Source organism: Kingella sp. (in: b-proteobacteria) (genome assembly GCF_030527935.1).
In the GTDB taxonomy this organism is placed as follows: domain Bacteria; phylum Pseudomonadota; class Gammaproteobacteria; order Burkholderiales; family Neisseriaceae; genus Kingella_B.
Genome location: NZ_JAUMZV010000014.1, coordinates 17169 through 37391 on the forward strand (window position 1 = coordinate 17169; position 20223 = coordinate 37391).

At 54.0% G+C, this 20223-nt stretch carries 21 protein-coding genes; 5 read left to right on the forward strand and 16 right to left on the reverse strand.

Features of this window, described 5'->3' with window-relative positions; genetic code table 11:
* Nucleotides 1-88: 88 nt before the first annotated feature.
* The 4 genes from xseA to Q4A85_RS05985 all read right to left on the reverse strand — a co-directional run bounded on the left by xseA (nucleotide 89) and on the right by Q4A85_RS05985 (nucleotide 4952).
* Nucleotides 89-1438: an exodeoxyribonuclease VII large subunit gene (gene xseA / locus Q4A85_RS05970; protein WP_303108598.1), complete on the reverse strand. Its 1350-nt coding sequence runs from the start codon at nucleotides 1436-1438 to the stop codon at nucleotides 89-91.
* Nucleotides 1439-1504: 66 nt separating this feature from the next.
* A complete protein-coding gene (locus Q4A85_RS05975; RefSeq protein WP_303108521.1) occupies nucleotides 1505-1807 on the reverse strand; it encodes an HU family DNA-binding protein in 303 nt (100 codons plus the stop codon).
* Between the two features lie 174 nt (nucleotides 1808-1981).
* Complete coding sequence (gene lon / locus Q4A85_RS05980; RefSeq protein WP_303108523.1) at nucleotides 1982-4402, reverse strand: endopeptidase La; 2421 nt, start codon at nucleotides 4400-4402, stop codon at nucleotides 1982-1984.
* Between the two features lie 124 nt (nucleotides 4403-4526).
* On the reverse strand, nucleotides 4527-4952 hold the full coding sequence (locus Q4A85_RS05985) for a magnesium transporter (RefSeq protein ID WP_303108525.1): 426 nt from the start codon (nucleotides 4950-4952) through the stop codon (nucleotides 4527-4529).
* On the opposite strand from Q4A85_RS05985, the gene Q4A85_RS05990 reads away from it, so the two are divergent.
* A complete protein-coding gene (locus Q4A85_RS05990) occupies nucleotides 4951-5079 on the forward strand; it encodes a hypothetical protein (RefSeq protein WP_303108527.1) in 129 nt (42 codons plus the stop codon). The genes Q4A85_RS05985 and Q4A85_RS05990 overlap by 2 nt on opposite strands.
* Before the next feature lie 65 nt (nucleotides 5080-5144).
* Here Q4A85_RS05990 and holA read toward each other — a convergent pair whose 3' ends face one another.
* From holA to Q4A85_RS06045, 11 genes are all read right to left on the reverse strand, one after another.
* A complete protein-coding gene (gene holA / locus Q4A85_RS05995; RefSeq protein ID WP_303108528.1) occupies nucleotides 5145-6155 on the reverse strand; it encodes a DNA polymerase III subunit delta in 1011 nt (336 codons plus the stop codon).
* On the reverse strand, nucleotides 6155-6661 hold the full coding sequence (lptE, locus tag Q4A85_RS06000) for an LPS assembly lipoprotein LptE (RefSeq protein ID WP_303108530.1): 507 nt from the start codon (nucleotides 6659-6661) through the stop codon (nucleotides 6155-6157). The genes holA and lptE overlap by 1 nt, the downstream gene beginning before the upstream one ends.
* 169 nt (nucleotides 6662-6830) lie before the next feature.
* Entirely contained in the window at nucleotides 6831-7355 is a 525-nt protein-coding gene (locus Q4A85_RS06005; RefSeq protein WP_303108531.1) for a hypothetical protein, read from the reverse strand.
* 16 nt (nucleotides 7356-7371) lie between these two features.
* Nucleotides 7372-9294 carry an ATP-binding cassette domain-containing protein gene (locus Q4A85_RS06010; protein WP_303108533.1) on the reverse strand — a complete coding sequence of 641 codons (1923 nt, stop codon included), beginning with the start codon at nucleotides 9292-9294 and terminating at the stop codon, nucleotides 7372-7374.
* Nucleotides 9295-9340: 46 nt separating this feature from the next.
* Entirely contained in the window at nucleotides 9341-10390 is a 1050-nt protein-coding gene (locus Q4A85_RS06015) for a hypothetical protein (protein ID WP_303108535.1), read from the reverse strand.
* A gap of 162 nt (nucleotides 10391-10552) precedes the next feature.
* On the reverse strand, nucleotides 10553-11218 hold the full coding sequence (locus Q4A85_RS06020; RefSeq protein WP_303108537.1) for a hypothetical protein: 666 nt from the start codon (nucleotides 11216-11218) through the stop codon (nucleotides 10553-10555).
* A gap of 87 nt (nucleotides 11219-11305) precedes the next feature.
* Nucleotides 11306-11965 (reverse strand): uracil-DNA glycosylase, encoded by a 660-nt coding sequence (gene ung / locus Q4A85_RS06025; protein ID WP_303108599.1) that lies wholly within the window; start codon nucleotides 11963-11965, stop codon nucleotides 11306-11308.
* 131 nt (nucleotides 11966-12096) lie between these two features.
* Nucleotides 12097-12630: a DUF2199 domain-containing protein gene (locus Q4A85_RS06030; RefSeq protein WP_303108539.1), complete on the reverse strand. Its 534-nt coding sequence runs from the start codon at nucleotides 12628-12630 to the stop codon at nucleotides 12097-12099.
* Entirely contained in the window at nucleotides 12630-12755 is a 126-nt protein-coding gene (locus Q4A85_RS06035) for a hypothetical protein (protein WP_303108540.1), read from the reverse strand. Before Q4A85_RS06035 ends, Q4A85_RS06030 begins: the two co-directional genes overlap by 1 nt.
* On the reverse strand, nucleotides 12742-13248 hold the full coding sequence (gene yjgA / locus Q4A85_RS06040) for a ribosome biogenesis factor YjgA (protein WP_303108542.1): 507 nt from the start codon (nucleotides 13246-13248) through the stop codon (nucleotides 12742-12744). The genes Q4A85_RS06035 and yjgA overlap by 14 nt, the downstream gene beginning before the upstream one ends.
* Nucleotides 13249-13378: 130 nt before the next feature.
* On the reverse strand, nucleotides 13379-13609 hold the full coding sequence (locus Q4A85_RS06045) for a hypothetical protein (RefSeq protein ID WP_303108544.1): 231 nt from the start codon (nucleotides 13607-13609) through the stop codon (nucleotides 13379-13381).
* 12 nt (nucleotides 13610-13621) lie between these two features.
* Here Q4A85_RS06045 and pmbA point away from each other — a divergent pair, with 12 nt between their 5' ends.
* Together pmbA and Q4A85_RS06055 are read left to right on the forward strand one after the other, a co-directional pair.
* Entirely contained in the window at nucleotides 13622-14950 is a 1329-nt protein-coding gene (gene pmbA, locus Q4A85_RS06050) for a metalloprotease PmbA (protein ID WP_303108546.1), read from the forward strand.
* A gap of 2 nt (nucleotides 14951-14952) precedes the next feature.
* Entirely contained in the window at nucleotides 14953-15309 is a 357-nt protein-coding gene (locus Q4A85_RS06055; protein WP_303108548.1) for a UDP-glucose 6-dehydrogenase, read from the forward strand.
* Between the two features lie 81 nt (nucleotides 15310-15390).
* Here the strand turns inward: Q4A85_RS06055 and Q4A85_RS06060 are convergent, their stop codons facing one another.
* The gene (locus Q4A85_RS06060) at nucleotides 15391-15609 is read right to left on the reverse strand and encodes a hypothetical protein (protein ID WP_303108550.1); all 219 of its coding nucleotides are present in this window, start codon (nucleotides 15607-15609) and stop codon (nucleotides 15391-15393) included.
* Between the two features lie 11 nt (nucleotides 15610-15620).
* On the opposite strand from Q4A85_RS06060, the gene Q4A85_RS06065 reads away from it, so the two are divergent.
* Together Q4A85_RS06065 and Q4A85_RS06070 are read left to right on the forward strand one after the other, a co-directional pair.
* Entirely contained in the window at nucleotides 15621-17117 is a 1497-nt protein-coding gene (locus Q4A85_RS06065) for a helicase HerA-like domain-containing protein (RefSeq protein WP_303108552.1), read from the forward strand.
* 430 nt (nucleotides 17118-17547) lie between these two features.
* Nucleotides 17548-20019: a DNA translocase FtsK gene (locus Q4A85_RS06070; RefSeq protein ID WP_303108554.1), complete on the forward strand. Its 2472-nt coding sequence runs from the start codon at nucleotides 17548-17550 to the stop codon at nucleotides 20017-20019.
* The last annotated feature ends 204 nt before the right edge of the window (nucleotides 20020-20223 follow it).

Below are 20223 nucleotides of genomic sequence, written 5' to 3' on the forward strand. Positions count from 1 at the left end.
TTTTAGACTTTGCAAAGATTTCAGCCTGAAAACGAGCGTAGCGAGTTTCCGCGAAGCTAAAACCACCCTACTTCCCATTTCAGGCTGCCTAATCAAACAAATCCCCCTGCTTTTGCAAACTCAACACCTGCACATCGCTCGCCCCATGCGCAAACGAAACGTGCAACGTCTGCCCCTGCTTCAACGAATCCGCATCGCGCACCACCTGTCCCCGCGCATTCTGCACAATCGCAAAGCCCCGCTCCAACACCGCGTGCGGCGACATCGCCGCCAACACGTCCGCCTGCTTCGCCAGCCGCGCCGATGCAGCCTGAAATTGCGTTTGCCAGCCAAACGACAAAGCAGCCTGAAACCGCTCCATCCGCTGCTGCGCCCGTGCCACATCAGGCTGCTGCCCACGCAACGCCTGCGCCGCCTGTGTCACACGATGCTGTTGCCCGCCAAGCTGCTGCCCCATCGCCCATGTTAATTGCGCCCGCAGTTGAGCCACTTGCGCCTGCTGCGTTTGCCATTTTTGGCGCGGATGCTGCAACTGCTTCGCCAAAAAATCCACATTCTGCGCCGCATTCTGATAACGCTGCTGCAAGGCAGCCTGAAATCGCGCCTGATAATTCGCCAGCTTGTGCAACAACTCCGCGCGATTGGGGCTCACCAATTCCGCCGCCCCCGTAGGCGTAGGCGCGCGCGCATCCGCCACAAAATCCGCCAGCGTAAAATCCGTCTCATGCCCCACCCCGCTCACCACAGGCAACGCGCAATCCGCAATCGCCCGCGCCACCACCTCCTCGTTAAACGCCCACAAATCCTCCAAGCTGCCACCACCACGGCACACAATCAACACATCCACTTCCGCGCGCGCCGCCGCCGTCCGAATCGCCTGCGCAATCTGCTGCTCGCTGCCCGCCCCCTGCACAGGCGTGGGATACACCACCAGCGCAAGATGCGGCGCACGACGGCGCAGCGTAGAAACCACATCGCGCAGCGCAGCCGCCGCCAAACTCGTTACCACACCAATGCGCTGCGGATTTTCAGGCAGCCTTTGTTTACGCTCGGGCGCGAACAAACCCTCCGCATCCAACTTCTTTTTCAGCCGTTCGTACCGCTCAAAAAGCTGCCCCACACCCACCTGCCGCACTTCGTTCACATTGATTTGAAACTCGCCCCGTGCCGCATACACCCCAATCTTGCCGCGCACCTCAATATGCTCGCCCTCGCGCAACGGTTGCGCCAACCGCGCCGCCGTAAATTTAAACAACGTGCAACGCACCTGCGCCAAATCGTCTTTCAGCACAAAATAATAATGCCCGCTCGCCGCCCGCGTTAAATTAGACACTTCCCCCGCCACCCAAATGCCGACAAACTGCTGTTCCAGCAATTCATCCGCCATGCCGTTTAACTCATGCACCGATAACGCGCTGGGCGCAAATAAATCATCCATCGTATTTCCCATAAACATAAAGAAAGCTGCCTGAAATTCAGGCAGCCTATTGTGCATCACGCTAAATTATTTCTTTTTAGCAGGTTTTGCTTTGCTTGCAGCAACCGCGTCTTTCAACGTTTTGCCAGCAGTAAATTTGGGCACGCGAGCCGCAGGAATTTTAATCGCTTCTTTGGTGCGTGGGTTCAAGCCTTGGCGAGCAGCGCGTTCAGCCACTTTAAAAGTACCAAAGCCAACCAAAGCGATGCTATCGCCTGATTTCAACGCATCTTTTACCACAGTAGTAAACGCATCAACGGCTTTGCCAGCGTCGGTTTTGGTTAAGCCAGAGTGTTGGGCGATTGCTTCAATCAATTCAGATTTATTCATAGTGAACTTTCCTTTATGTTATGGTTAGGATATTCATTCAAATGCCCGAAAAATCGGGCATTCACACGGTTTTTTACAACGAATGGATTTATATCAATTCCTAAATTACCGTGTCAAGCACAAAAGTTAAAATTGTTAAGAAATCGTGTTGAAAGCAACACATTTTGTTAATTATTAATGTTGTTGCGCTTTTCTGCTGGATTTCGCTTTGGGCTTGGCAGGCACAGTTTCAGGCTGCGTTTGCGCGATATAAGGCGTGGGCTGACGCTCCAAGCCCCATTCAAACACTTCATCAATCCATTTAACCGCATGGATTTCCAAACCATCTTTCACGTTTTGCGGAATTTCTTCCAAATCTTTCACGTTGTCTTTGGGAATCAAAACGTGTTTGATGCCGCCGCGCAAGGCTGCGAGCAGTTTTTCTTTTAAGCCGCCAATCGGCAACACTTCGCCGCGCAACGTGATTTCGCCCGTCATCGCCACATCGGCGCGCACGGGAATGCCTGTGAGCGCAGACACCATCGCCAGCGTCATTGCAATGCCTGCGCTGGGACCATCCTTGGGCGTTGCGCCTTCGGGAACGTGAACGTGCATATCGTTTTTTTCGTAAAAATCAGGCGCGATGCCCAAACTTTCGGCGCGAGAACGCACCACCGACCACGCGGCGGTAATGGATTCCAGCATCACATCGCCCAATTTGCCTGTGCGCACGATGTTGCCTTTGCCTTTGAGCGCAACGGCTTCAATAGTGAGCAATTCGCCGCCCACTTCCGTCCACGCCAAGCCTGTTACTTGCCCTACGCGGTTTTCGCCTGCGGTTACGCCGTAATCAAAGCGACGCACGCCCAAATAATCGTTCAGATTATCGGCGGATACTTTAATCACTTTCGCTTTTTTCGTTTTCAGGCTGCCTGAAAGCTCATTTTTAATCACGGCTTTGCGGCAAATTTTGGCGATTTCGCGGTCTAGCGAGCGCACACCCGCTTCGCGCGTGTAATAGCGCACAATATCGCGCACGGCGGTTTCGTCAATCAACAATTCGCCGTCTTTCACGCCGTTGCGTTTAATTTGTTTGGGCACAAGGTATTGCATGGCGATGTTGATTTTTTCGTCTTCGGTGTAGCCCGATAGGCGGATAATTTCCATGCGGTCAAGCAGCGCGGGCGGAATGTCAAAGCTGTTGGATGTGGCGATAAACATTACATCGCTTAAGTCAAAATCCACTTCAACAAAATGGTCGGCAAATTTGGCGTTTTGCTCAGGGTCTAGCACTTCCAACAACGCCGCCGCAGGATCGCCGCGGAAATCGTTGCCCAGTTTGTCAATCTCGTCCAGCAAAAACAGCGGATTTTTCACGCCAGCTTTAACCATGCTTTGCATGATTTTCCCTGGCATAGAGCCGATGTAGGTGCGGCGGTGCCCACGGATTTCGCTTTCATCGCGCACGCCACCCAACGCCATGCGAACGTATTTGCGCCCTGTGGCTTTGGCGATGCTTTCGCCCAGCGATGTTTTGCCCACCCCCGGTGGCCCAACCAAGCACAAAATCGGACCTTTCAGCTTATCGGTGCGTTTTTGCACGGCAAGGTATTCCAAAATGCGCTCTTTGACTTTTTCCAAGCCGTAGTGGTCTTCATTGAGCACCAAATCGGCTTTGCTTAAATCTTTGCTGACGCGCGTTTTTTTCTTCCACGGCAGTTCAATCAGCGTTTCAATATAGTTGCGAACCACGGTGGCTTCGGCAGACATAGCGGGCATCATTTTGAGTTTTTTCAGCTCGCTCATGGCTTTTTCTTCGCCTTCTTGGCTCATGCCTGCGGATTTGATTTGCTGTTCCAGCTTGTCTAATTCGCCTTTTTCGTCTTCTTCGCCCAGCTCTTTTTGGATGACTTTAATCTGCTCGTTTAGGTAATAATCGCGCTGGTTTTTCTCCATTTGGCGTTTCACTTTGCCGCGAATGCGTTTTTCTAGCTGCGAAATTTCCAACTCGCCTTCAATTTGCGCCAGCAAAAACTCCATGCGCTCGCCGATGTCTGCCAGTTCCAGCAGTTTTTGGCGTTGCTCTAATTTGAGTTGCAAATGGGCGGCGACGGTGTCAGCAAGGCGGCTGTTGTCTTCAATTTCTTGAATGCTGGTGAGCACTTCGGCGGGGATTTTTTTGTTGTTTTTGGTGTATTGGTCAAATTGCGCCAATAGGCTGCGGCGCAGGGCTTCTTGGTCGGCGGGCGCGGCGATGCTGTCGGCTAACACGCTGACTTGCGCTTCAAATAATTCGCCCGTGTCTTGCAGCGTGTTGATGCGGGCGCGTTGTTTGCCTTCCACCAGCACTTTTACTGTGCCATCGGGCAGTTTTAATACTTGTAGGATTTCGGCGATGGTGCCTGTTTCGTGCAAATCGTTGGGGCTGGGGTCTTCATCGTTGCCGTTTTTTTGCGCGAGCAGGAAGACGGTTTGGTCGGCGGTCATTGCGGCGTTGAGCGCGGCAACGGATTTGGCGCGGCCCACAAATAGCGGCAGCACCATGTGTGGGTAAACCACCATGTCGCGCAGGGGCAGCGTGGGCAATGTGATGGGTTGAGATTTTTTTCTTGCCATGATGTTCTCTTGTATTGGGAAAATAAGTGGGGCAGCAAATGGGGCTGCCGGGGGATATTTCAAGCGATGGGGATGAAATGTTTTCAGGCTGCCTTACTCTAACTGATTAGGCAGCCTGAAAATATTAGCGTAGTCGTCCTGCTTTGCGTTTGCCGCCTTGCTGGCGTTGTTGCTTCATCAGCTCTTGGTTGGCAGCTTGCTTGCTGATGCGTGCGCTGAGTTGTTTTTCGGCTTCTTGCACCGAGCAGCGCATGGCTTGGCTGGCGATAAACAAGGCATCTTTGCGGTCTTTGCCGCCCGAGAAATACATTCGGCGCAAATCGGCTGGGTTGATTTTGCCTGCTTTTAGGTCAATGTTGAAGCGGGCGGCGTTGTCAATCAGCTTTTTTTGTTTCCAATAGACTGTGCCTGTGGCGATGCCGACAATGGCGGCAACGGTGGCGATGCCAATCAGCGCGGCAACGATGGGGTTTGCGCCCGAAAGGTAGGCGATAAGCCCGATAACGGTTGCCATAGCAATCCAAATCAATATGGCGCGTTTTCTATCCATGATGTGTTCCTTGTGTGTTGCGAGAAAGGGGTGGGGTGGTTTTCAGGCTGCCTTTGGCAGAGCGAATAGGCAGCCTGAAAAGGGTGTTTTGGGGTTTTCAGGCTGCCTATTGAGCGGGATGCAGTAGGCAGCCTGAAAAGGATGTTTCGCTGTGGATTGTTGGGGCTACGCTGAACTGCGTTTCAGACTGCCTTATGTTGCCAACTGCATCACCAACTGGCGCAGCGTTGTCCAAGCATCGCCTGTTTCTGCGCCTTTGATTTGGCGGTCAATTTGCGCACAGGTTTTCAGCGCGTCAATTAAGCGTGGCGCGGTTAAACGCGCGACGGCTTGGCTGGTGTATTGTTGCTTATCGCCCCACAAGCGCAATTCGTTACGCACGGTTTGCACGGTTTTGCCCTGTTTGAGTGCCGCGCTCAACCGTATCAACGTGCGCACATCTTCGGCAATCGCCCACAGCAGCAAAACAGGTTCTTCATTATCGGCAGCCAATCCGTCTAACAAATGGGCGGTGCGGCGCACGTTACCGCTCATCCACGCGGCGGCAAACTGAAAAACATCAAACCGCGCCACGTTGGCAATGCTCTCTTGCGCGTCTTGAATGCTGATTAAATGCCCTTGCGGGAACAGCAACGCAAGTTTGTCTATTTCTTGCTTGGCGGCGAGCAAATTGCCTTCCACGCGCTCGGCAAACAGCGCAACGGCGGCGGCTTCGGCTTCCAAGCCATGTTGTTGCAGGCGGGTGTTAATCCACGCGGGCAAGGCGTTGGGGCTAACGGCTTTGGCTTCCAGCATCGCGCCGTGTTTGCTTAACGCAGTGAACCATTTGGCTTGGGTTTGAGCGCGTTCCAGCTTGGGTAATACAATCAGCGTAACCGTGTCGCGCGGCAGGTTTTCTGCCAATTGCTGCAAGGCTTCGCTACCATTTTTGCCCACTTTGCCACTGGGGATGTGGATTTCCAGCAGTTTTAAATCGGCGAACAAGCCCGCGCTGTCGGCATTGGCTAAAACTTCGTTCCAATCAAAGCTGGCATTTTCTACGGTGTAGCTTTCGCGGTTTAAATAGCCGCGTTGCTTGGCTACGGCGCGGATACTGTCTAAGGCTTCAATGCGCAGCAAATCTTCTTCGCCGTGGATAACATAAAGCGGTTGCAACGTGCTTTTCAGGCTGCCTGAAAGCTGGTTGATGTCAAGCTGGGGCATTATGGATTGGGCTCGCTGGCGGATGGCTGCGATGATGCGTTTAAAAAGCCAAGCTGACGCACGATTTGCTCGGCGGCATCGTTGTGCATATCGCGCCAAATGGTGTTGGTTTCTTCGTCTTTGCCCAGTGTTAAGCCGTTTGAATACGGCATGGTGCGGCGCACATTGGCGACAAGCGGCGCGCCCCACGGTTGATTGTTGCGATAGGCTTGGGCGGTTACGCGCAGGGTAAACAGGTATTCGTTGAGCTTGGCGGCGCGGGTGATGGTGTAGATGTCGCGCTTGTTGTCAAAGCTGGTTACGCGCAACTCGGCTTGGGCTTGGTTGGATTGTGCAACAGGTTTGCCCGAAGCGTGGCGAATGGCGTTTTCCAGCGGTTTTTGCAGTTGCCCGCCCGAGATGTACCATTTTTGTTCAGGCAGATGGTCGTGCGCGTAGGTGCCTTTTAGGTGAAAACCGCAGGCGGAAAGCGTGCTCACGGCGATAAATGCAACAAGTTTTTTCATGGCGTTGGGGCGGGTTGGGCGACAAATTAAAGTGGCGCATTATAGCGTTAAAATGGTTAATTTTCCATTAAAAAGCCTTTACAAACGCGGGGACGGTTTGCAAAGGCTTAATGTTTGCTGCGGGTTCAGGCGAATGCAAAGGCAGCCTGAAAATAGTGAATGCAGGTTCTCACATTCGGCTCAACTCGCGCTGCAAGGCTTGGATGTTTTGCTGGCGGTCTAGCACGGCACTTTCTAGCTGGCGGATGCGGGCATCGCGGTTGGTGTCGTTCGCGCCTTTCACAATGCGCCCATCGGCTAGGTTTTGCTTGGCTTGGGCAAGGGCGTTGCGCTCGTTGTTGAGTTCTTGTTCCAAGATGGTGCGCCGTCCGTTGGCGCGCGCGCTGCTGATTTTGGGCGCGGCAGGCATGGCGGGCTGCATATTGGCAACGGGCACGCTACGCGCGGGTGCTGCGCCGCCGCTGGGGCGGTAGCTGCTGCGCGAAGCAACGGATGTGCTGCGCGAAGTATCAACAGGCGCATCGTAATGATGTTTGACGCTGGTGTAGCTGCCAATTTTGTTGCCCAAATCGGCTTTGCCGCTGCCTTTTTTGGCGTTGGATGTGTAGCAGCCTTCGCCGCAGCTGTAAATCTCGGCAATCGCGCCTTGCGATAGGGTTAATAAAACCATGCTGGTTAAAAGTGTTTTTTTCATGTTTACAAGTCCTTTTTCAGGCTGCCTGAAACTCGCTATCGATTTGTTTGTTAATGGTTTCCAAATCTTCTTGCCATTGCAGCCATTCTTCTTCCAATTTTGTTAATTTTACTTTAATTTCGTTGGTTTTTGCTAATGTTTCTTGCAATTTGGCTTTGTTTTCAGGTTGATAGATGCTTTCTTGCGACAGTATGGCTTCGCACGCTTGTTGCTCGACGGTGAGCTTGGCGATTTCCTTTTCGGCTTGGTCTATTTTTTGTTGCACGGGCTTGCTGCGGCGGGCGCGTTCTTGCCGCATTTGCGCTTCCTGCCGTTTGGTGTCTTTGCGGCTTTGCGACTGGCTGGATTGTGCGGGCGCGGCGGTGGCGTTTTCTTGCGCCAGCCGCCATGCGCGGTAGTCGTTTAAATCGCCGTCAAAGGTTTTCAGGCTGCCTTGGTCTATCAATAGGAATTGGTCGGTGGTAGCTTCAATCAGGCTGCGGTCGTGCGACACCAAAATCAATGCGCCTTCAAAACTTTGCAGCGCAAGGGTGAGCGCGTGGCGCATATCCAAATCCAAGTGGTTGGTGGGTTCGTCCAGTAGCAGCAGATTGGGCTTTTGCCACACCAGCATGGCAAGGGCGAGCCGTGCTTTTTCGCCGCCCGAAAATGGGGCAATCGGCGCGGTCGCCATGTCGCCTGCAAACAAAAATCCGCCTAGGAAATTGCGAATATCTTGCTCGCGGGCTTCGGGTGAGAGCTTTTGGATGTGCCACACAGGGCTTTGGTCATCGCGCAGGGTGTCTAACTGGTGTTGGGCAAAGTAGCCGATGTTGAGCTTGTCGGAGCGGATGATTTGCCCGCTTTGCGGTTTCAGGCTGCCTGAAAGGGCTTTGATAAAGGTGGATTTGCCGCTGCCGTTTACGCCGAGCAAGCCGAAGCGTGCGCCGTTTTCCAATGATAAATTGATGTTGCGCAATATGGTTTCCGCGCCGTAGCCCAAATCGGCGCGTTCCATTTTGAGCAGCGGGTTGGGCAGGTGCTCGGGCGCGGCAAATTCAAACAAAAATTCGTTGTCCAACTGGGCGGGGGCGATTTTTTCCATTTTTTCCAAGGCTTTGATGCGGCTTTGCGCCTGCGTGGCTTTGGTAGCTTTGGCTTTGAAGCGGTTGATAAACGATTGCAGATGTTGGATTTTGGCTTGCTGCTTGGCGAACGCGGCTTGCTGGTTTGCCAAGCGTTGGGCGCGTTCTTTCAGGTAGAAATCGTAGCCGCCGCCATAGAGCGTGAGTTTTTGTTGCGCCAGTTCAAGCGTTTGCGTGGTGGTGGCGTTGAGAAAATCGCGGTCGTGCGAAATGATGATTTGGGTGCAGGACAGGCTGGCAAGGTGGTTTTCCAGCCACAACACGGTTTCCAAGTCTAGGTGGTTGGTGGGTTCGTCCAGCAGCAGCAAATCGGCGCGGCACATCAGGGCTTGCGCAAGGTTGAGCCGCATCCGCCAGCCGCCCGAAAAGGCTTTGACGGGCTTGGCGTGTTCGTCTTGCGCAAAACCCAGCCCGCTCAACAGTTTGGCGGCGCGAGCGGGCGCGGAGTAGGCATCGATTTCGTCTAATTTGGCGTGCCATTCGGCTTGTTTCATGCCGTCGTTTTCGGCTTCGGCGGCGGCTAAGGCAGCCTGAAAATGCTGTAACTCGGCATCGCCCTGCAACACATAATCCAGCGCGGCGGTATCCAGCGCGGGCGTTTCTTGGGCGACGGCGGCGAGCTTCCATGTTTTGGGCAGCAGCAAATCGCCTTTGTCTTGCCCGATTTCGCCTTTAATCAGCGCAAACAGGCTGGATTTGCCTGTGCCGTTTTTGCCGATTAAGCCGACGCGCTGGCGCGGGTTGATGGTGGCGGTGGCGTTATCCAGCAGGATTTTGCTGCCGCGTTGCAGGGTGAGATTTTTGATTTCTATCATTTTTGTTTACAGAGATGGATTTCAGGCTGCCTTTTGCGGTGGCGGTTTAGAAGCGGTAATACGACCAATTGGGGTCGTATTCGCAGCTGATGGTGGTGGGCAGCGGGCATTGTTCGCACAGCGTGGCGGTTTTTTCCACCAAGCCTGCGGGGTTGCTGCTGTAATACATGGTGCGCGTGCCGTTGGTCATATTCATGACGCTCAATGTGAAAATGCCTTGCTGGTTTAGGCTGGCTTCGGCTTCTACATTGTCTTGCAGCTCGTAGGCGGCATCCAAATCGGCTTTGCTGGCTAACTGCGCTTCCACGCACACCACCCAGCCCATATCGGCGCGACCGAGCAGGCTGGCGGCGGATTCGTTGCGCATCAGCACCAAAGCGTCTTGCTCTCGGTCTTCGTCTTCTTCAATTTGGTATGTGCCAAACTGCCATTCTGGCTCGGGGTAAACGCCTGTGTAGCCCAGTTCTCGCCACATTTGGTTGAGCTTTTCGGGCAGCGCGGTAAACGACATGGCGCGTTCGGGGGCAATGTTGTCCACAAAATCTACCATGCCGATTTTAACGCTGGCTGCCCATTCACCAATAATATGGTCTAGCATGATGATTGCTATGTTTTGGGCATGGTCGCACATATCAGTGGGGATAGGCCTGGTGAACGCGATTTCCAGCGCGGGCAGCATCCGCCATTCGTTCAACGCGATGGCAACGTCGCTCGTGTTCAAAAGAAAATCACCTATGCCAATGCCAAAATCGTCAATGCTCAAATCGGGCGCAACACTGCTCTCTGGCGAGCGAAACGCGCGAACGTGGTAACGCTGGGTCTGCGCCAATTCCGCCAAGGCTTGCACTTGCGGAAAGTGTTCACGGATGCCTTCGGCTGAAAAAACCAAGCTGGGCAAATCATTCAAATTGGGCGCATTGCCTTCCCGTTCCACAATGCACTCGGGGCAAAATTGGCGCAGCAAATCATTGGCTTGTTCTACAAACTCAATGTCGCTTAACTGCGCCAACTGCGCTTCTTGCTGCTGCCACGCCGCCCAAAATTGGCGGGCGTTTTGGCGCAGGGCGCGGATTTGGGATAGATGAGGGTTGGTCATTTTCTTGCTCCTTGGGTTGGGGGGAATGCAGTTAAAACGGGGTTGGGCGATGCGAAACGGTTTTAGCTTCGCAACTCCACTACGCTGCGCAGGCTGCCTTTACTGGCTGGCATGGCGCAATGCCAAAGGCAGCCTGAAACAGCGTTTACGGGTTCTAAAATTTTACCTTTTCATATACTCGCACACTTTATCAATCTGCTCGGCGATGCTGCCTGAAAACTGGTTATCAAAAAACGCGCTGCCGATGGTGAACGCCCACGGTTGCGCGGCTTTGAGTTCGTCCAGCCGTTGATAGCTGTTTACGCTGCCTGCGATGCACACGGGGATGGGCACGCTTTTCACCAGCTCGGCGTTGAGTTGAGCCGCGTCGCCTGTGTAGCGGTAGCCGAGCAAATCTATGCCGTGCACGCCTTGGGCGGCGTAGCTTTGCGCTTCGGCGATGATGTCGGTGATGTTGCCGCTCAGGATGGTGGGGCGTTCGGCAAGCTCGCCCACAAAGGGCATATATTTCAAGCGGTTGGCTTGGCAAAATTGGTTGATGGATGGGTAGAATTTTGTGCCCATCAAAATATCGCAGCCGCATTCTAGCGCGGCTTCTGCGCCTGCTAAGCCTGCGTCTTCGGTGTATTCCACCACTTCTAAAAACGTGGTTTTGCCGTCTGCTTTCATCAGGGCAAATAAGTCTTTCATTTCTTGGCGCGACAGCGGTTCTTCTTTGAAGCCCCAAAATTGGGCTTGGCTGTGGCGGTTTTGCAGGTAGATTTCGCGGGCGTTGGCAACGGTGTGGTCGTTGTGGGTGAGCATAACGATTAAGTGGGGCGTGGGCATGGTGTTGTTCCTTAATGGGTGGGCGGGATGCGGTTTCAGGCTGCCTTGGTCGGTTTTATTTTGTTATGAACATAGGCAGCCTGAAAACTAAATTTGCCAATCAATCGGCACGATGCCGTGTTGCGCTAGATAAGCGTTGGCTTGGGAAAAATGCTTGCAACCAAAAAAGCCGCGATAGGCAGACAGCGGCGATGGATGCGGCGCGGTGAGCACCAGATGGCGGCGGCGGTCTATCATCGCGCCTTTTTTCTGCGCGTGGCTGCCCCACAGCATGAACACGATGTTTTGGCGATGCGCGTTAAGCTGGGCGATGACGCGGTCGGTAAAGGTTTCCCAGCCAAGGTTGGCGTGCGAATGCGCTTGGTGGGCGCGCACGGTGAGCACGGTGTTGAGCAGCAACACGCCCTGCTCCGCCCAATGGTTTAGGCAGCCTGAAACGGGGATTTGGAAGCCAGCGATGTCGTCCGCCAATTCTTTATAAATGTTCACCAGCGATGGCGGCACGCTGATGCCGTGTTGCACCGAAAACGCCAGCCCGTGCGCTTGATGCTCGCCATGATACGGGTCTTGCCCAAGGATAACGATTTTGGTTTGGGCAAACTCGGTGAGCTTAAAGGCGTTGAACACATCGGCAGCGGGCGGATAGATGGTTTGCCCGCTTTGGCGTTCGGCGCGAACGGTGGCGAGAATGTGTTGAAAATAGGGCTGGGCTTTTTCTGCGGCAAGGGCATCGTGCCAAGTCTGCATAGACTGCATGGGGTTGTCCTTTGGGATGACGCCGTTTCAGGCTGCCTATGATGCGGCATTAGGCAGCATGAAAACTGGGCGCGTTGGGATGGTTTGAAAAATGCTTTTCAGGCTGCCTTGCTTAATCCGCATCAGCATGATGCAGCCTGAAAGCGATGCAGCGCGGCATCCACTCTGGCTCGCGCTTCTGCATAACGGATGCCGTGCGTGTAATCGCGCACCAGCGGATGCTCGGCTTGATGCGGCGCGATAAACGGGCGGCGACCATCAGGCTGCGTGTTCACATTGCAATGCAAAAACATCGTGCTCGGCTCGTAGCCCATGATGCGGTTGCAAATCATGCCGAAATAAGTGGCTTCGTGGTCGTCATCAAAATGGGCGCGGTAGTCGTTGAAACTGGCTTCGCTCATCGACACCCACACGCCATACTCCAACGTTTCTTCGTGGTCAATAATCGGAATGTCCAGCACCACGCGGATAAAGCGGTCGGTTTGGTCGGGATAGCGGATGATGCAAAAATTATCATCGCACTCGGCTTGGAACTCGGCGCGTTGCGCTGCGGAAAGCTCGGCATACGGGTCGGGCGCAATAAAGCCCAGCGCGGGTAAATCTTCGTGCGTTTCGTGGCAAACGGTGCAAGTGTAGTTTGTTGAATGGTCTGTCATTAAATTATCCTTGTGATGATGCCGTTATCCATTTTCAGGCTGCCTTTTGATAATAATAGGCAGCCTGAAAACCATAAGGCAGCCTGAAAGCACCCCAACCACGCCAGCAAACTACTCCACTTCATGCCCTTCCATCACCGCTTTCAACTCCTGATACAACGCGCGAAAATTCTTCGGTGGCTTGTTCAACTCCGCTTCCTTACGCGCATTGCGAATCAGCGTGCGCAGCGTGCCCACATCCGCGTGCGGAAAATCCGACACAAACGCCGTCAGCGCATCATCGCTTGCCAGCAAACGGCTACGCGCCTGCTCCACCCGCTGCAAAAAAGCATTGTGCGCTTGGTTATCACCTTTAAGCCGCGCCAAAAAATCGCGGATGGGCGCGGGGTCAATATCGCGCATCAGCCGCCCAATATATTGGCGTTGGCGTTTCAACGCGCTGTTGGAAGTAATCTTTTTATACTCGCGGATGGCATCCAGCAAATCTTCAGGCAGCGCGAGCTTTTTGATGGTTTCGCTGGATAACGCGGTTAATTCCATGCCCAAATCTTGCAGCGCATCCATCTGTTTTTTCATTTGGGTTTTGCTTACCCATTCTTCTTCGTTTTGGTTTTCCATAGCCGTTTATATTGGTTTACAAAGGGCGCAATCATAGCAAAAAAACATTAGGGGCTGCTTACATTTGCTATGACGACGGCTTTTGCGTCATAAAACAGCATCTGCCACGTTGCCAATCCTCGCAAGGTGTTCAACCTTGCTGCGGTTTGCGCCTTGCATCTGCTATTTTCTGACACAAAATCCGCTTCGCCACCCAATGCAAGCAGCCTCTAAAGCAGCCTGAAAAAGTCGGGATAACCACCCTGCCCCATTCACAACAAAATAGCGTGATTAGCAAAAGATTGCCATCTTTAGACATCTTTAATTTTTTTAACGCCCAATCAGCCTGAAAACCGCTAAAATCCAGCCGTTTTTTGTTCACAAAGACCCTTCAATGTTCCAACACACCGCCGATGAACTCAAACAAGCCGCGCAAACCGCGCTTGAACTCGCCCAGCAAAAAGGCGCAACCGCCGCCGAAGTAGATTTAAGCGAATCGCTGGGGCAAAGCGTGCAAGTGCGCTGGCGCGAAATTGAACAAATAGAATATCAACAAGACAAATCGCTGGATATAACCGTGTTCGTGGGGCACAGCAAAGGCCGCGCCAGCACCGCCGATTTATCGCCTGCCGCCCTAGCCAGCACCGTTCAAGCTGCCTGCGACATCGCCCGCCACACCGCCGCCGACCCCTTTGCAGGCATCGCCGATGCCAGCCTAATGGCAACGCACATCGCCGATTTAGACCGCTACCACGAATGGGATTTATCCAGCGAAAACGCCATCACCATCGCCAAAGAATGCGAAGAAGCCGCGCTATCCGCCGACAGCCGCATCAGCAATTCCGAAGGCGCAAGCGTGAACACCGCGCATTTTCAATTTGTGTACGCCAATTCGCACGGCTTTTGCCAACACCAGCGCGGCACCCGCCACAGCCTATCGTGCAGCGTGGTGGCCAGCGATGCCAACGGCATGGAACGCGATTATTGGTACGACATCGCCTGCGACCGCCAAGATTTAGACACCCCCGCCCACATCGGCAACATCGCCGCAGAGCGCGCCACCCGCCGCCTAGCCCCGCAAAGCGTTGCCACAGGCAGCTACCCCATTCTTTTTGATGCCACCATCGCCAACAGCTTAATCGGGCATATTGTGGGCGGCTTAACAGGTGGCGCACTCTATCGCCAAAGCAGCTTCTTGCAAGACAGTCTCGGCACGCAAATTCTCCCCAGCTTCATCAGTTTACGCGAAGAACCACACATCTCCCGCGCCCTAGGCAGCACCTATTTTGACAGCGAAGGCGTTGCCACCCAGCCGCGCTTTGTGATTGAAAACGGCATCGTGCGCGGCTATTTTTTAGACAGTTACAGCGCGCGCAAGCTCAACCAAACCAGCACAGGCAACGCAGGCGGCGCACACAATCTTTATCTAACCGCCACCGAAAACAGCCAAACCGCCCTGCTCAAACAAATGGGCACAGGCTTGCTCATCACCGAACTGATGGGACAAGGCGTGAATATGCTTACAGGCGATTATTCGCGCGGCGCAGCGGGATTTTGGGTGGAAAATGGCATCATCAGCCACCCCGTTTCAGGCATCACCATTGCAGGCAGCCTGAAAGAAATGTTGCACAACATCATCGCCACGAGCAGCGATTTTCGCCGCAACGCCAGCAGCAAAATCGGCTCAATTCTCATCAGCAGCATGACCGTTGCAGGAGCATAACCATGACACGCCAACCACATATTTTTTTCATCGTACTTTCCGCCGCCTTTATGCCAATCACCGCCGATGCCTGCGCCCGAATGCAGCCCGTTGCCGCGTTTGTGGTGCTCAACGACCAAGACGGCGACCGCGCCCTAAACCTAACCGAATGGCTTGCCGCCAGCACAGGCGACAATTTAATCGCTTCGTTCAAGCTCAACGACCCCGAAGAATTTGCCCTTTACGATATTGACCACAACGGCGTGGTGGAAGCGCGAGAATTGGGGTTTAACTCGATACACTATCGCACCGACCCTTGCTTGCGCATCCAATCATCCAATTTTATAAACTTGAACGCCAGCAGCGTTGCCCTGCATTAAATCCGCTTAATAGGCAGCCTGAAAATGGGAAAACAGCATTTTCAGGCTGCCTATTGGTGTATAGCATGAATGCGCAAACAATTAGGCAGCCTGAAAACTAAAATGAAGCGGCGACGGCTCGTCGCCAACTGGTGCAATCTGTCGGCGAACCGCCGACGCTTCATCGTTTGCAGATTTGGCAAAGATTTCAGCTTTCACATTGATACACGCCCAATCCATCCCGCCCACCATATAGGCAGCAGCCTGAAAACCCCCGCCATACGCCAAACCCTTTTTCAGGCTGCCCCATCCCACCCACAAGGAAACCCATCATGACCGACTACCTAATCGCCCACAGCCACGACAACCAACCCGTTTATCTGCATTCCCAACTCGCCAACCGCCACGGCTTAATCGCAGGCGCAACAGGCACAGGCAAAACCGTAACCCTGCGCAAGCTCGCCGAAGCGTTCAGCCAAGACGGTGTGCCCGTGTTTATGGCGGATGTGAAAGGCGACCTTTCAGGCATCTGCCGCGCAGGCGAAAACAGCGGCAAAGTTGCCGAACGCATTGCCCAATACCAACTTGCCGCTGATTATCTGCAAGGCTTCCCCGTGCGCTTTTGGGATGTGTACGGCGCAACAGGCATCCCCGTGCGCGTCAGCATTTCCGCGATGGGCGCGATGCTGCTCGCCCGCCTGATGAACCTAAACGACACGCAAGAAGGCGTGCTCAATCTGGTGTTCAAAGTGGCGGACGACAAAGGCTGGCATCTGATTGACCTGAAAGACCTGCGCGGCGTGCTGCAATATGTGTCCGAACACGCCGCCGAATTTCGCAACAGCTATGGCAACGTTTCCGCCGCCAGCATCGGTGCCATCCAACGCCAGCTTTTGCAACTGGAAAGCGAAGGCGCAGACCAATTTTTCGGCGAACCCGAGCTCAACCTGCAAGACTGGCTGCAAACCAAGCCCAATCAAAACGGGCAGGGGCAAGGCATCATCAACATACTCAATGCCGAAAAACTGATGCGCTCGCCGCGCCTATATAGCGCGTTTATGCTGTGGTTTCTCGCCGAATTGTTTGAAACCCTGCCCGAAGTGGGCGACCCCGAAAAGCCCAAATTTGTACTGTTTTTTGACGAAGCGCATCTGATTTTTGACAACGCCAGCAAAGTGCTGATTGAGCAAGTGGAGCAATGCGTGCGGCTGATTCGCTCCAAAGGCGTGGGCGTGTATTTTGTAACGCAAAACCCGCTGGATTTGCCCGACACCGTGTTGGGGCAACTGGGCAACCGCGTGCAACACGCCCTGCGCGCCTTTACCCCGCGCGACCAAAAAGCGGTGAAATCCGCCGCCGACACTTTCCGCAGCAATCCGCAGCTCAACGTTGCCACCGCCATCACCGAGCTAGCAGTGGGCGAAGCCTTGGTTTCTTGTTTGGACGACAAAGGACAGCCTGAAATCGTGCAACGCGCGTTCATCATGCCGCCGCAATCGCAGCTTGCGCCCCTGCCCGAAGCCGAGCGCAACGCCGCGTTCCAAGCCGACAGCTTGTATCCTGTTTACAAAGATTTGGTGGACAATTTCTCCGCCTACGAAGCCTTGCAACAACTGGCAGGCGAGCAAGCGCAAGCCGCCGAGAGCGCGAAAAAATCGGAAGACGGCTTGCTGGGCGGCTTTTTGGGCGGACTGTTTGGCAGCCGCAAAAAAGCGGGCAAAGGCTTGGGCTACGACTTGGCAGACAGCGTGGGCAGCCAAATCAACAAGCAAGTAACCAAAGCCATCAGCCGCAGCATCATGGGCGTGATTAAAAATATGTTGAAATAAGGTATAATCGCCCCCGTTTCAGGCAGCCTGAAAGCATGATTTCAGGCTGCCTGAAACGTTTATAAACCCACTCTCTGCTAACCCCAAAGGCAGCCTGAAAACAAGAAATGCCGTCATTCCCGCGCAAAGCACAGCAAGGTTGAACACCTTGCGCGCATTTTTAACGCAGTAGCCGCGTTTTTAGGGCATTAAAGATGCCTATGCAAATAGTGATGAATACAGGTTCTTAGGATGTCGCCAATTTCTGAGCATCAAACAAAATTCCCGCCTGCGCGGGAATACCGATGATTATTTTCAGGCTGCCTCTAAGGTTTCGCAAAAAGGCAGCCTGAAACGAAATTCAACCAAACCAACACACTGTCCACACACAGGCTTATCCAACACACCGCGCCATTGATGGCAGCCTGAAATTCAAAACTACGCACCACCCATGATTGCCAAAATTTTCCAATCCAAAAAATCCGCTCCCCAGTCCAAAAAATCGGCAAACAAAGCCGCCAGCAGCCGCACCGCGCCGCCGAAAAAACCCGCCGCCAAGCCGCTGAACCCCAAAACCAAAGCCAAAACCGCCGATACCGCGCGCAAGCCGCCCAAAACCGTGTTGTCCGTGCACAACGGCGGCAGCAGTGCCGAGCGCGACCGCAATTTAACAGGCGACACGCTGTGGCTGTTTGGCTTGGTGGCGACCATCTATGCCGCCATCGCCCTGCTCACGTTCACCATGCGCGACCCATCTTGGTCGCGCAGCGTGCCGCATTTGGGCATGGTGAAAAATTTTGCGGGCTTGCTCGGCGCGTATCTGGCGGATATTGCTTATTATTTATTCGGCTTTTCTGCGTGGTGGGGCATCATCGCGGCGGGCGTGGCGTTGTATCGCACGTTTCGCCCGCTGGTGGATGCGGGGATGCCGCCGTATAAAAAAATCAACGCGGGCATTGGCTTGGGGCTGATGATGATTGCCAGCCCTGTGCTGGAAGCGTTTGCCTTTAACGCGCATTTGGATAAATCGCTGCCCTTTGGCGCGGGAGGTTTGGTGGGCTCGCTTACCGCTGCGGGCATGAACCACATGCTCGGGCGCGTGGGCGGCACGTTTGTGTTGATTGTGCTGGTGTTGCTGTCGCTGTCGTTTATCGTGCAGATTTCGTGGCTGGATTTTATGGAAAAGCTGGGCGTGCAACTGGAACGCTTTTTCCGCGCGGTGTTTCGCCAAAAAGACCGCTTGATGCAGCCTGAAATCATCGCCGAAACCAAATTGCAGCCGCGCGTGTTGGCGGAAGTGGAAAACATCATCGCCGAGCCTGTGGCGGAAAAGGTGAGCAGCACCAGCAATCGCAAAAAAATGGCGGTTACCATTGCCAACCCAGCGCAGCAATCCAACCGCCGTGCGGTTGCCGATGCCCCTGCAAGGCAGCCTGAAAACGGTATCTATCGCCTGCCCGAATTAGGCAGCCTGAAAATCCCCGCCAACCAAGACGTGATACTCGCCAGCGAAGAGCAGCTTCGCCAAACAGGCAAGCGCATTGAAGCCAAGCTCGCCGAATTTGGCATTGAAGTGGAAGTGGTTTCCGCCACCGCAGGGCCAGTCATCACGCGCTATGAAATCATCCCCGCCAAGGGCGTGAAAGGCAGCCAAATTGTGAACTTGGCAAAAGATTTGGCGCGCTCGCTGGCGGTGCAATCGGTGCGCGTGGTGGAAACCATTGCAGGCAAAAACACGATGGGCATTGAGCTGCCCAATGAGCATCGCCAAGAAGTGCTGCTGCACGAGATTTTTACCGCCGATGTGTTTGCCGATGCGCCATCCAAATTATCCGTGGCGTTGGGCAAGGATATTGCGGGCGATGTGGTGGTGGGCGATTTGGCGAAAATGCCGCATTTGCTGGTGGGCGGGATGACAGGCTCGGGCAAATCGGTGGGCGTGAACGCGATGATTATGTCTATGCTGTTCAAAGCCACGCCCGATGAAGTGCGCTTTATTATGATTGACCCGAAAATGCTGGAATTAAGCATTTATGACGGCATCCCGCATTTGCTCTGCCCCGTGGTTACCGATATGCGCGAAGCGGGCAACGCGCTTAATTGGTGCGTTGCCGAGATGGAAAAACGCTATCGCCTGCTCTCTTATGCGGGCGTGCGCAATTTGGCGAGCTACAACGAGAAAATTCAGGCTGCCCAAGCGGCGGAAAAACCGCTGTTTAACCCATTTAGCCTGAACCCCGATGAACCCGAGCCGCTGGAAAAACTGCCGCAGATTGTGGTGGTGATTGATGAGCTGGCCGATTTGATGATGACCGAGAAAAAAGCGGTGGAAACGCAAATCGCCCGCTTGGCGCAAAAAGCCCGCGCCGCTGGTATCCACATGATTATCGCCACGCAACGCCCCAGCGTGGATGTCATCACAGGCTTAATCAAAGCCAATGTGCCCACCCGCATGGCGTTTACCGTGCAAAGCCGCATTGACAGTCGCACCATCTTAGACCAAATGGGCGCGGAAGATTTGCTCAAATACGGCGATTTGCTGTTCTTGCAACCGGGTAACGCCGAGCCAACCCGCTTGCAAGGCGCGTTTGTGAGCGACGATGAAGTGCATCGCGTGGTGGATTTTATCAAGCAGCAAGCCGAGCCCAACTATGTGGACGGCATTCTCACCGGCGAAGCCACCGAAGAAACCAACCAGTTTATCCACCCCGAAGCCCGCAGCAACCACGGCGACGATTTGTTTGACCAAGCCGTGCAGTTTGTGGTGAGCACGCGCAAAACGTCTATTTCATCGCTGCAACGCCAGCTACGCATCGGCTACAACCGCGCCGCCAACCTGATGCAAGCCTTGGAAGACGAAGGCATCGTGTCCGAAGCCAGCGTGGATGGCAAACGCACGATATTGTCGCGCACGGATAACTGATTTTAGCTTCGCAACTTTGCTTCGCTACGCAGCCTGAACCCTAAAATGGAACGGCGACGGCTCGTCGCCAAACTGCTTATTAAACATCTCATGACTGGTTTGCTAAGATGTCGGCGAGCCGCCGACGCTCCATCGGTTACAGGTTTTGCAAAGGTTTCAGGCTGCCTTTTAACGCATAGGCAGCCTGAAACGAGTTTACCAACT

What these genes read in the sequence shown, in the direction of transcription:
- xseA (WP_303108598.1), bottom strand. Translation starts at nt 1,438, where the DNA reads ATGGATGATTTATTTGCGCCCAGCGCGTTATCGGTGCATGAGTTAAAC.
- Q4A85_RS05975 (WP_303108521.1), bottom strand. Translation starts at nt 1,807, where the DNA reads ATGAATAAATCTGAATTGATTGAAGCAATCGCCCAACACTCTGGCTTA.
- lon (WP_303108523.1), bottom strand. Translation starts at nt 4,402, where the DNA reads ATGGCAAGAAAAAAATCTCAACCCATCACATTGCCCACGCTGCCCCTG.
- Q4A85_RS05990 (WP_303108527.1), top strand. Translation starts at nt 4,951, where the DNA reads ATGATGTGTTCCTTGTGTGTTGCGAGAAAGGGGTGGGGTGGTTTTCAG.
- Q4A85_RS05985 (WP_303108525.1), bottom strand. Translation starts at nt 4,952, where the DNA reads ATGGATAGAAAACGCGCCATATTGATTTGGATTGCTATGGCAACCGTT.
- holA (WP_303108528.1), bottom strand. Translation starts at nt 6,155, where the DNA reads ATGCCCCAGCTTGACATCAACCAGCTTTCAGGCAGCCTGAAAAGCACG.
- lptE (WP_303108530.1), bottom strand. Translation starts at nt 6,661, where the DNA reads ATGAAAAAACTTGTTGCATTTATCGCCGTGAGCACGCTTTCCGCCTGC.
- Q4A85_RS06005 (WP_303108531.1), bottom strand. Translation starts at nt 7,355, where the DNA reads ATGAAAAAAACACTTTTAACCAGCATGGTTTTATTAACCCTATCGCAA.
- Q4A85_RS06010 (WP_303108533.1), bottom strand. Translation starts at nt 9,294, where the DNA reads ATGATAGAAATCAAAAATCTCACCCTGCAACGCGGCAGCAAAATCCTG.
- Q4A85_RS06015 (WP_303108535.1), bottom strand. Translation starts at nt 10,390, where the DNA reads ATGACCAACCCTCATCTATCCCAAATCCGCGCCCTGCGCCAAAACGCC.
- Q4A85_RS06020 (WP_303108537.1), bottom strand. Translation starts at nt 11,218, where the DNA reads ATGCCCACGCCCCACTTAATCGTTATGCTCACCCACAACGACCACACC.
- ung (WP_303108599.1), bottom strand. Translation starts at nt 11,965, where the DNA reads ATGCAGACTTGGCACGATGCCCTTGCCGCAGAAAAAGCCCAGCCCTAT.
- Q4A85_RS06030 (WP_303108539.1), bottom strand. Translation starts at nt 12,630, where the DNA reads ATGACAGACCATTCAACAAACTACACTTGCACCGTTTGCCACGAAACG.
- Q4A85_RS06035 (WP_303108540.1), bottom strand. Translation starts at nt 12,755, where the DNA reads ATGAAGTGGAGTAGTTTGCTGGCGTGGTTGGGGTGCTTTCAGGCTGCC.
- yjgA (WP_303108542.1), bottom strand. Translation starts at nt 13,248, where the DNA reads ATGGAAAACCAAAACGAAGAAGAATGGGTAAGCAAAACCCAAATGAAA.
- pmbA (WP_303108546.1), top strand. Translation starts at nt 13,622, where the DNA reads ATGTTCCAACACACCGCCGATGAACTCAAACAAGCCGCGCAAACCGCG.
- Q4A85_RS06055 (WP_303108548.1), top strand. Translation starts at nt 14,953, where the DNA reads ATGACACGCCAACCACATATTTTTTTCATCGTACTTTCCGCCGCCTTT.
- Q4A85_RS06065 (WP_303108552.1), top strand. Translation starts at nt 15,621, where the DNA reads ATGACCGACTACCTAATCGCCCACAGCCACGACAACCAACCCGTTTAT.
- Q4A85_RS06070 (WP_303108554.1), top strand. Translation starts at nt 17,548, where the DNA reads ATGATTGCCAAAATTTTCCAATCCAAAAAATCCGCTCCCCAGTCCAAA.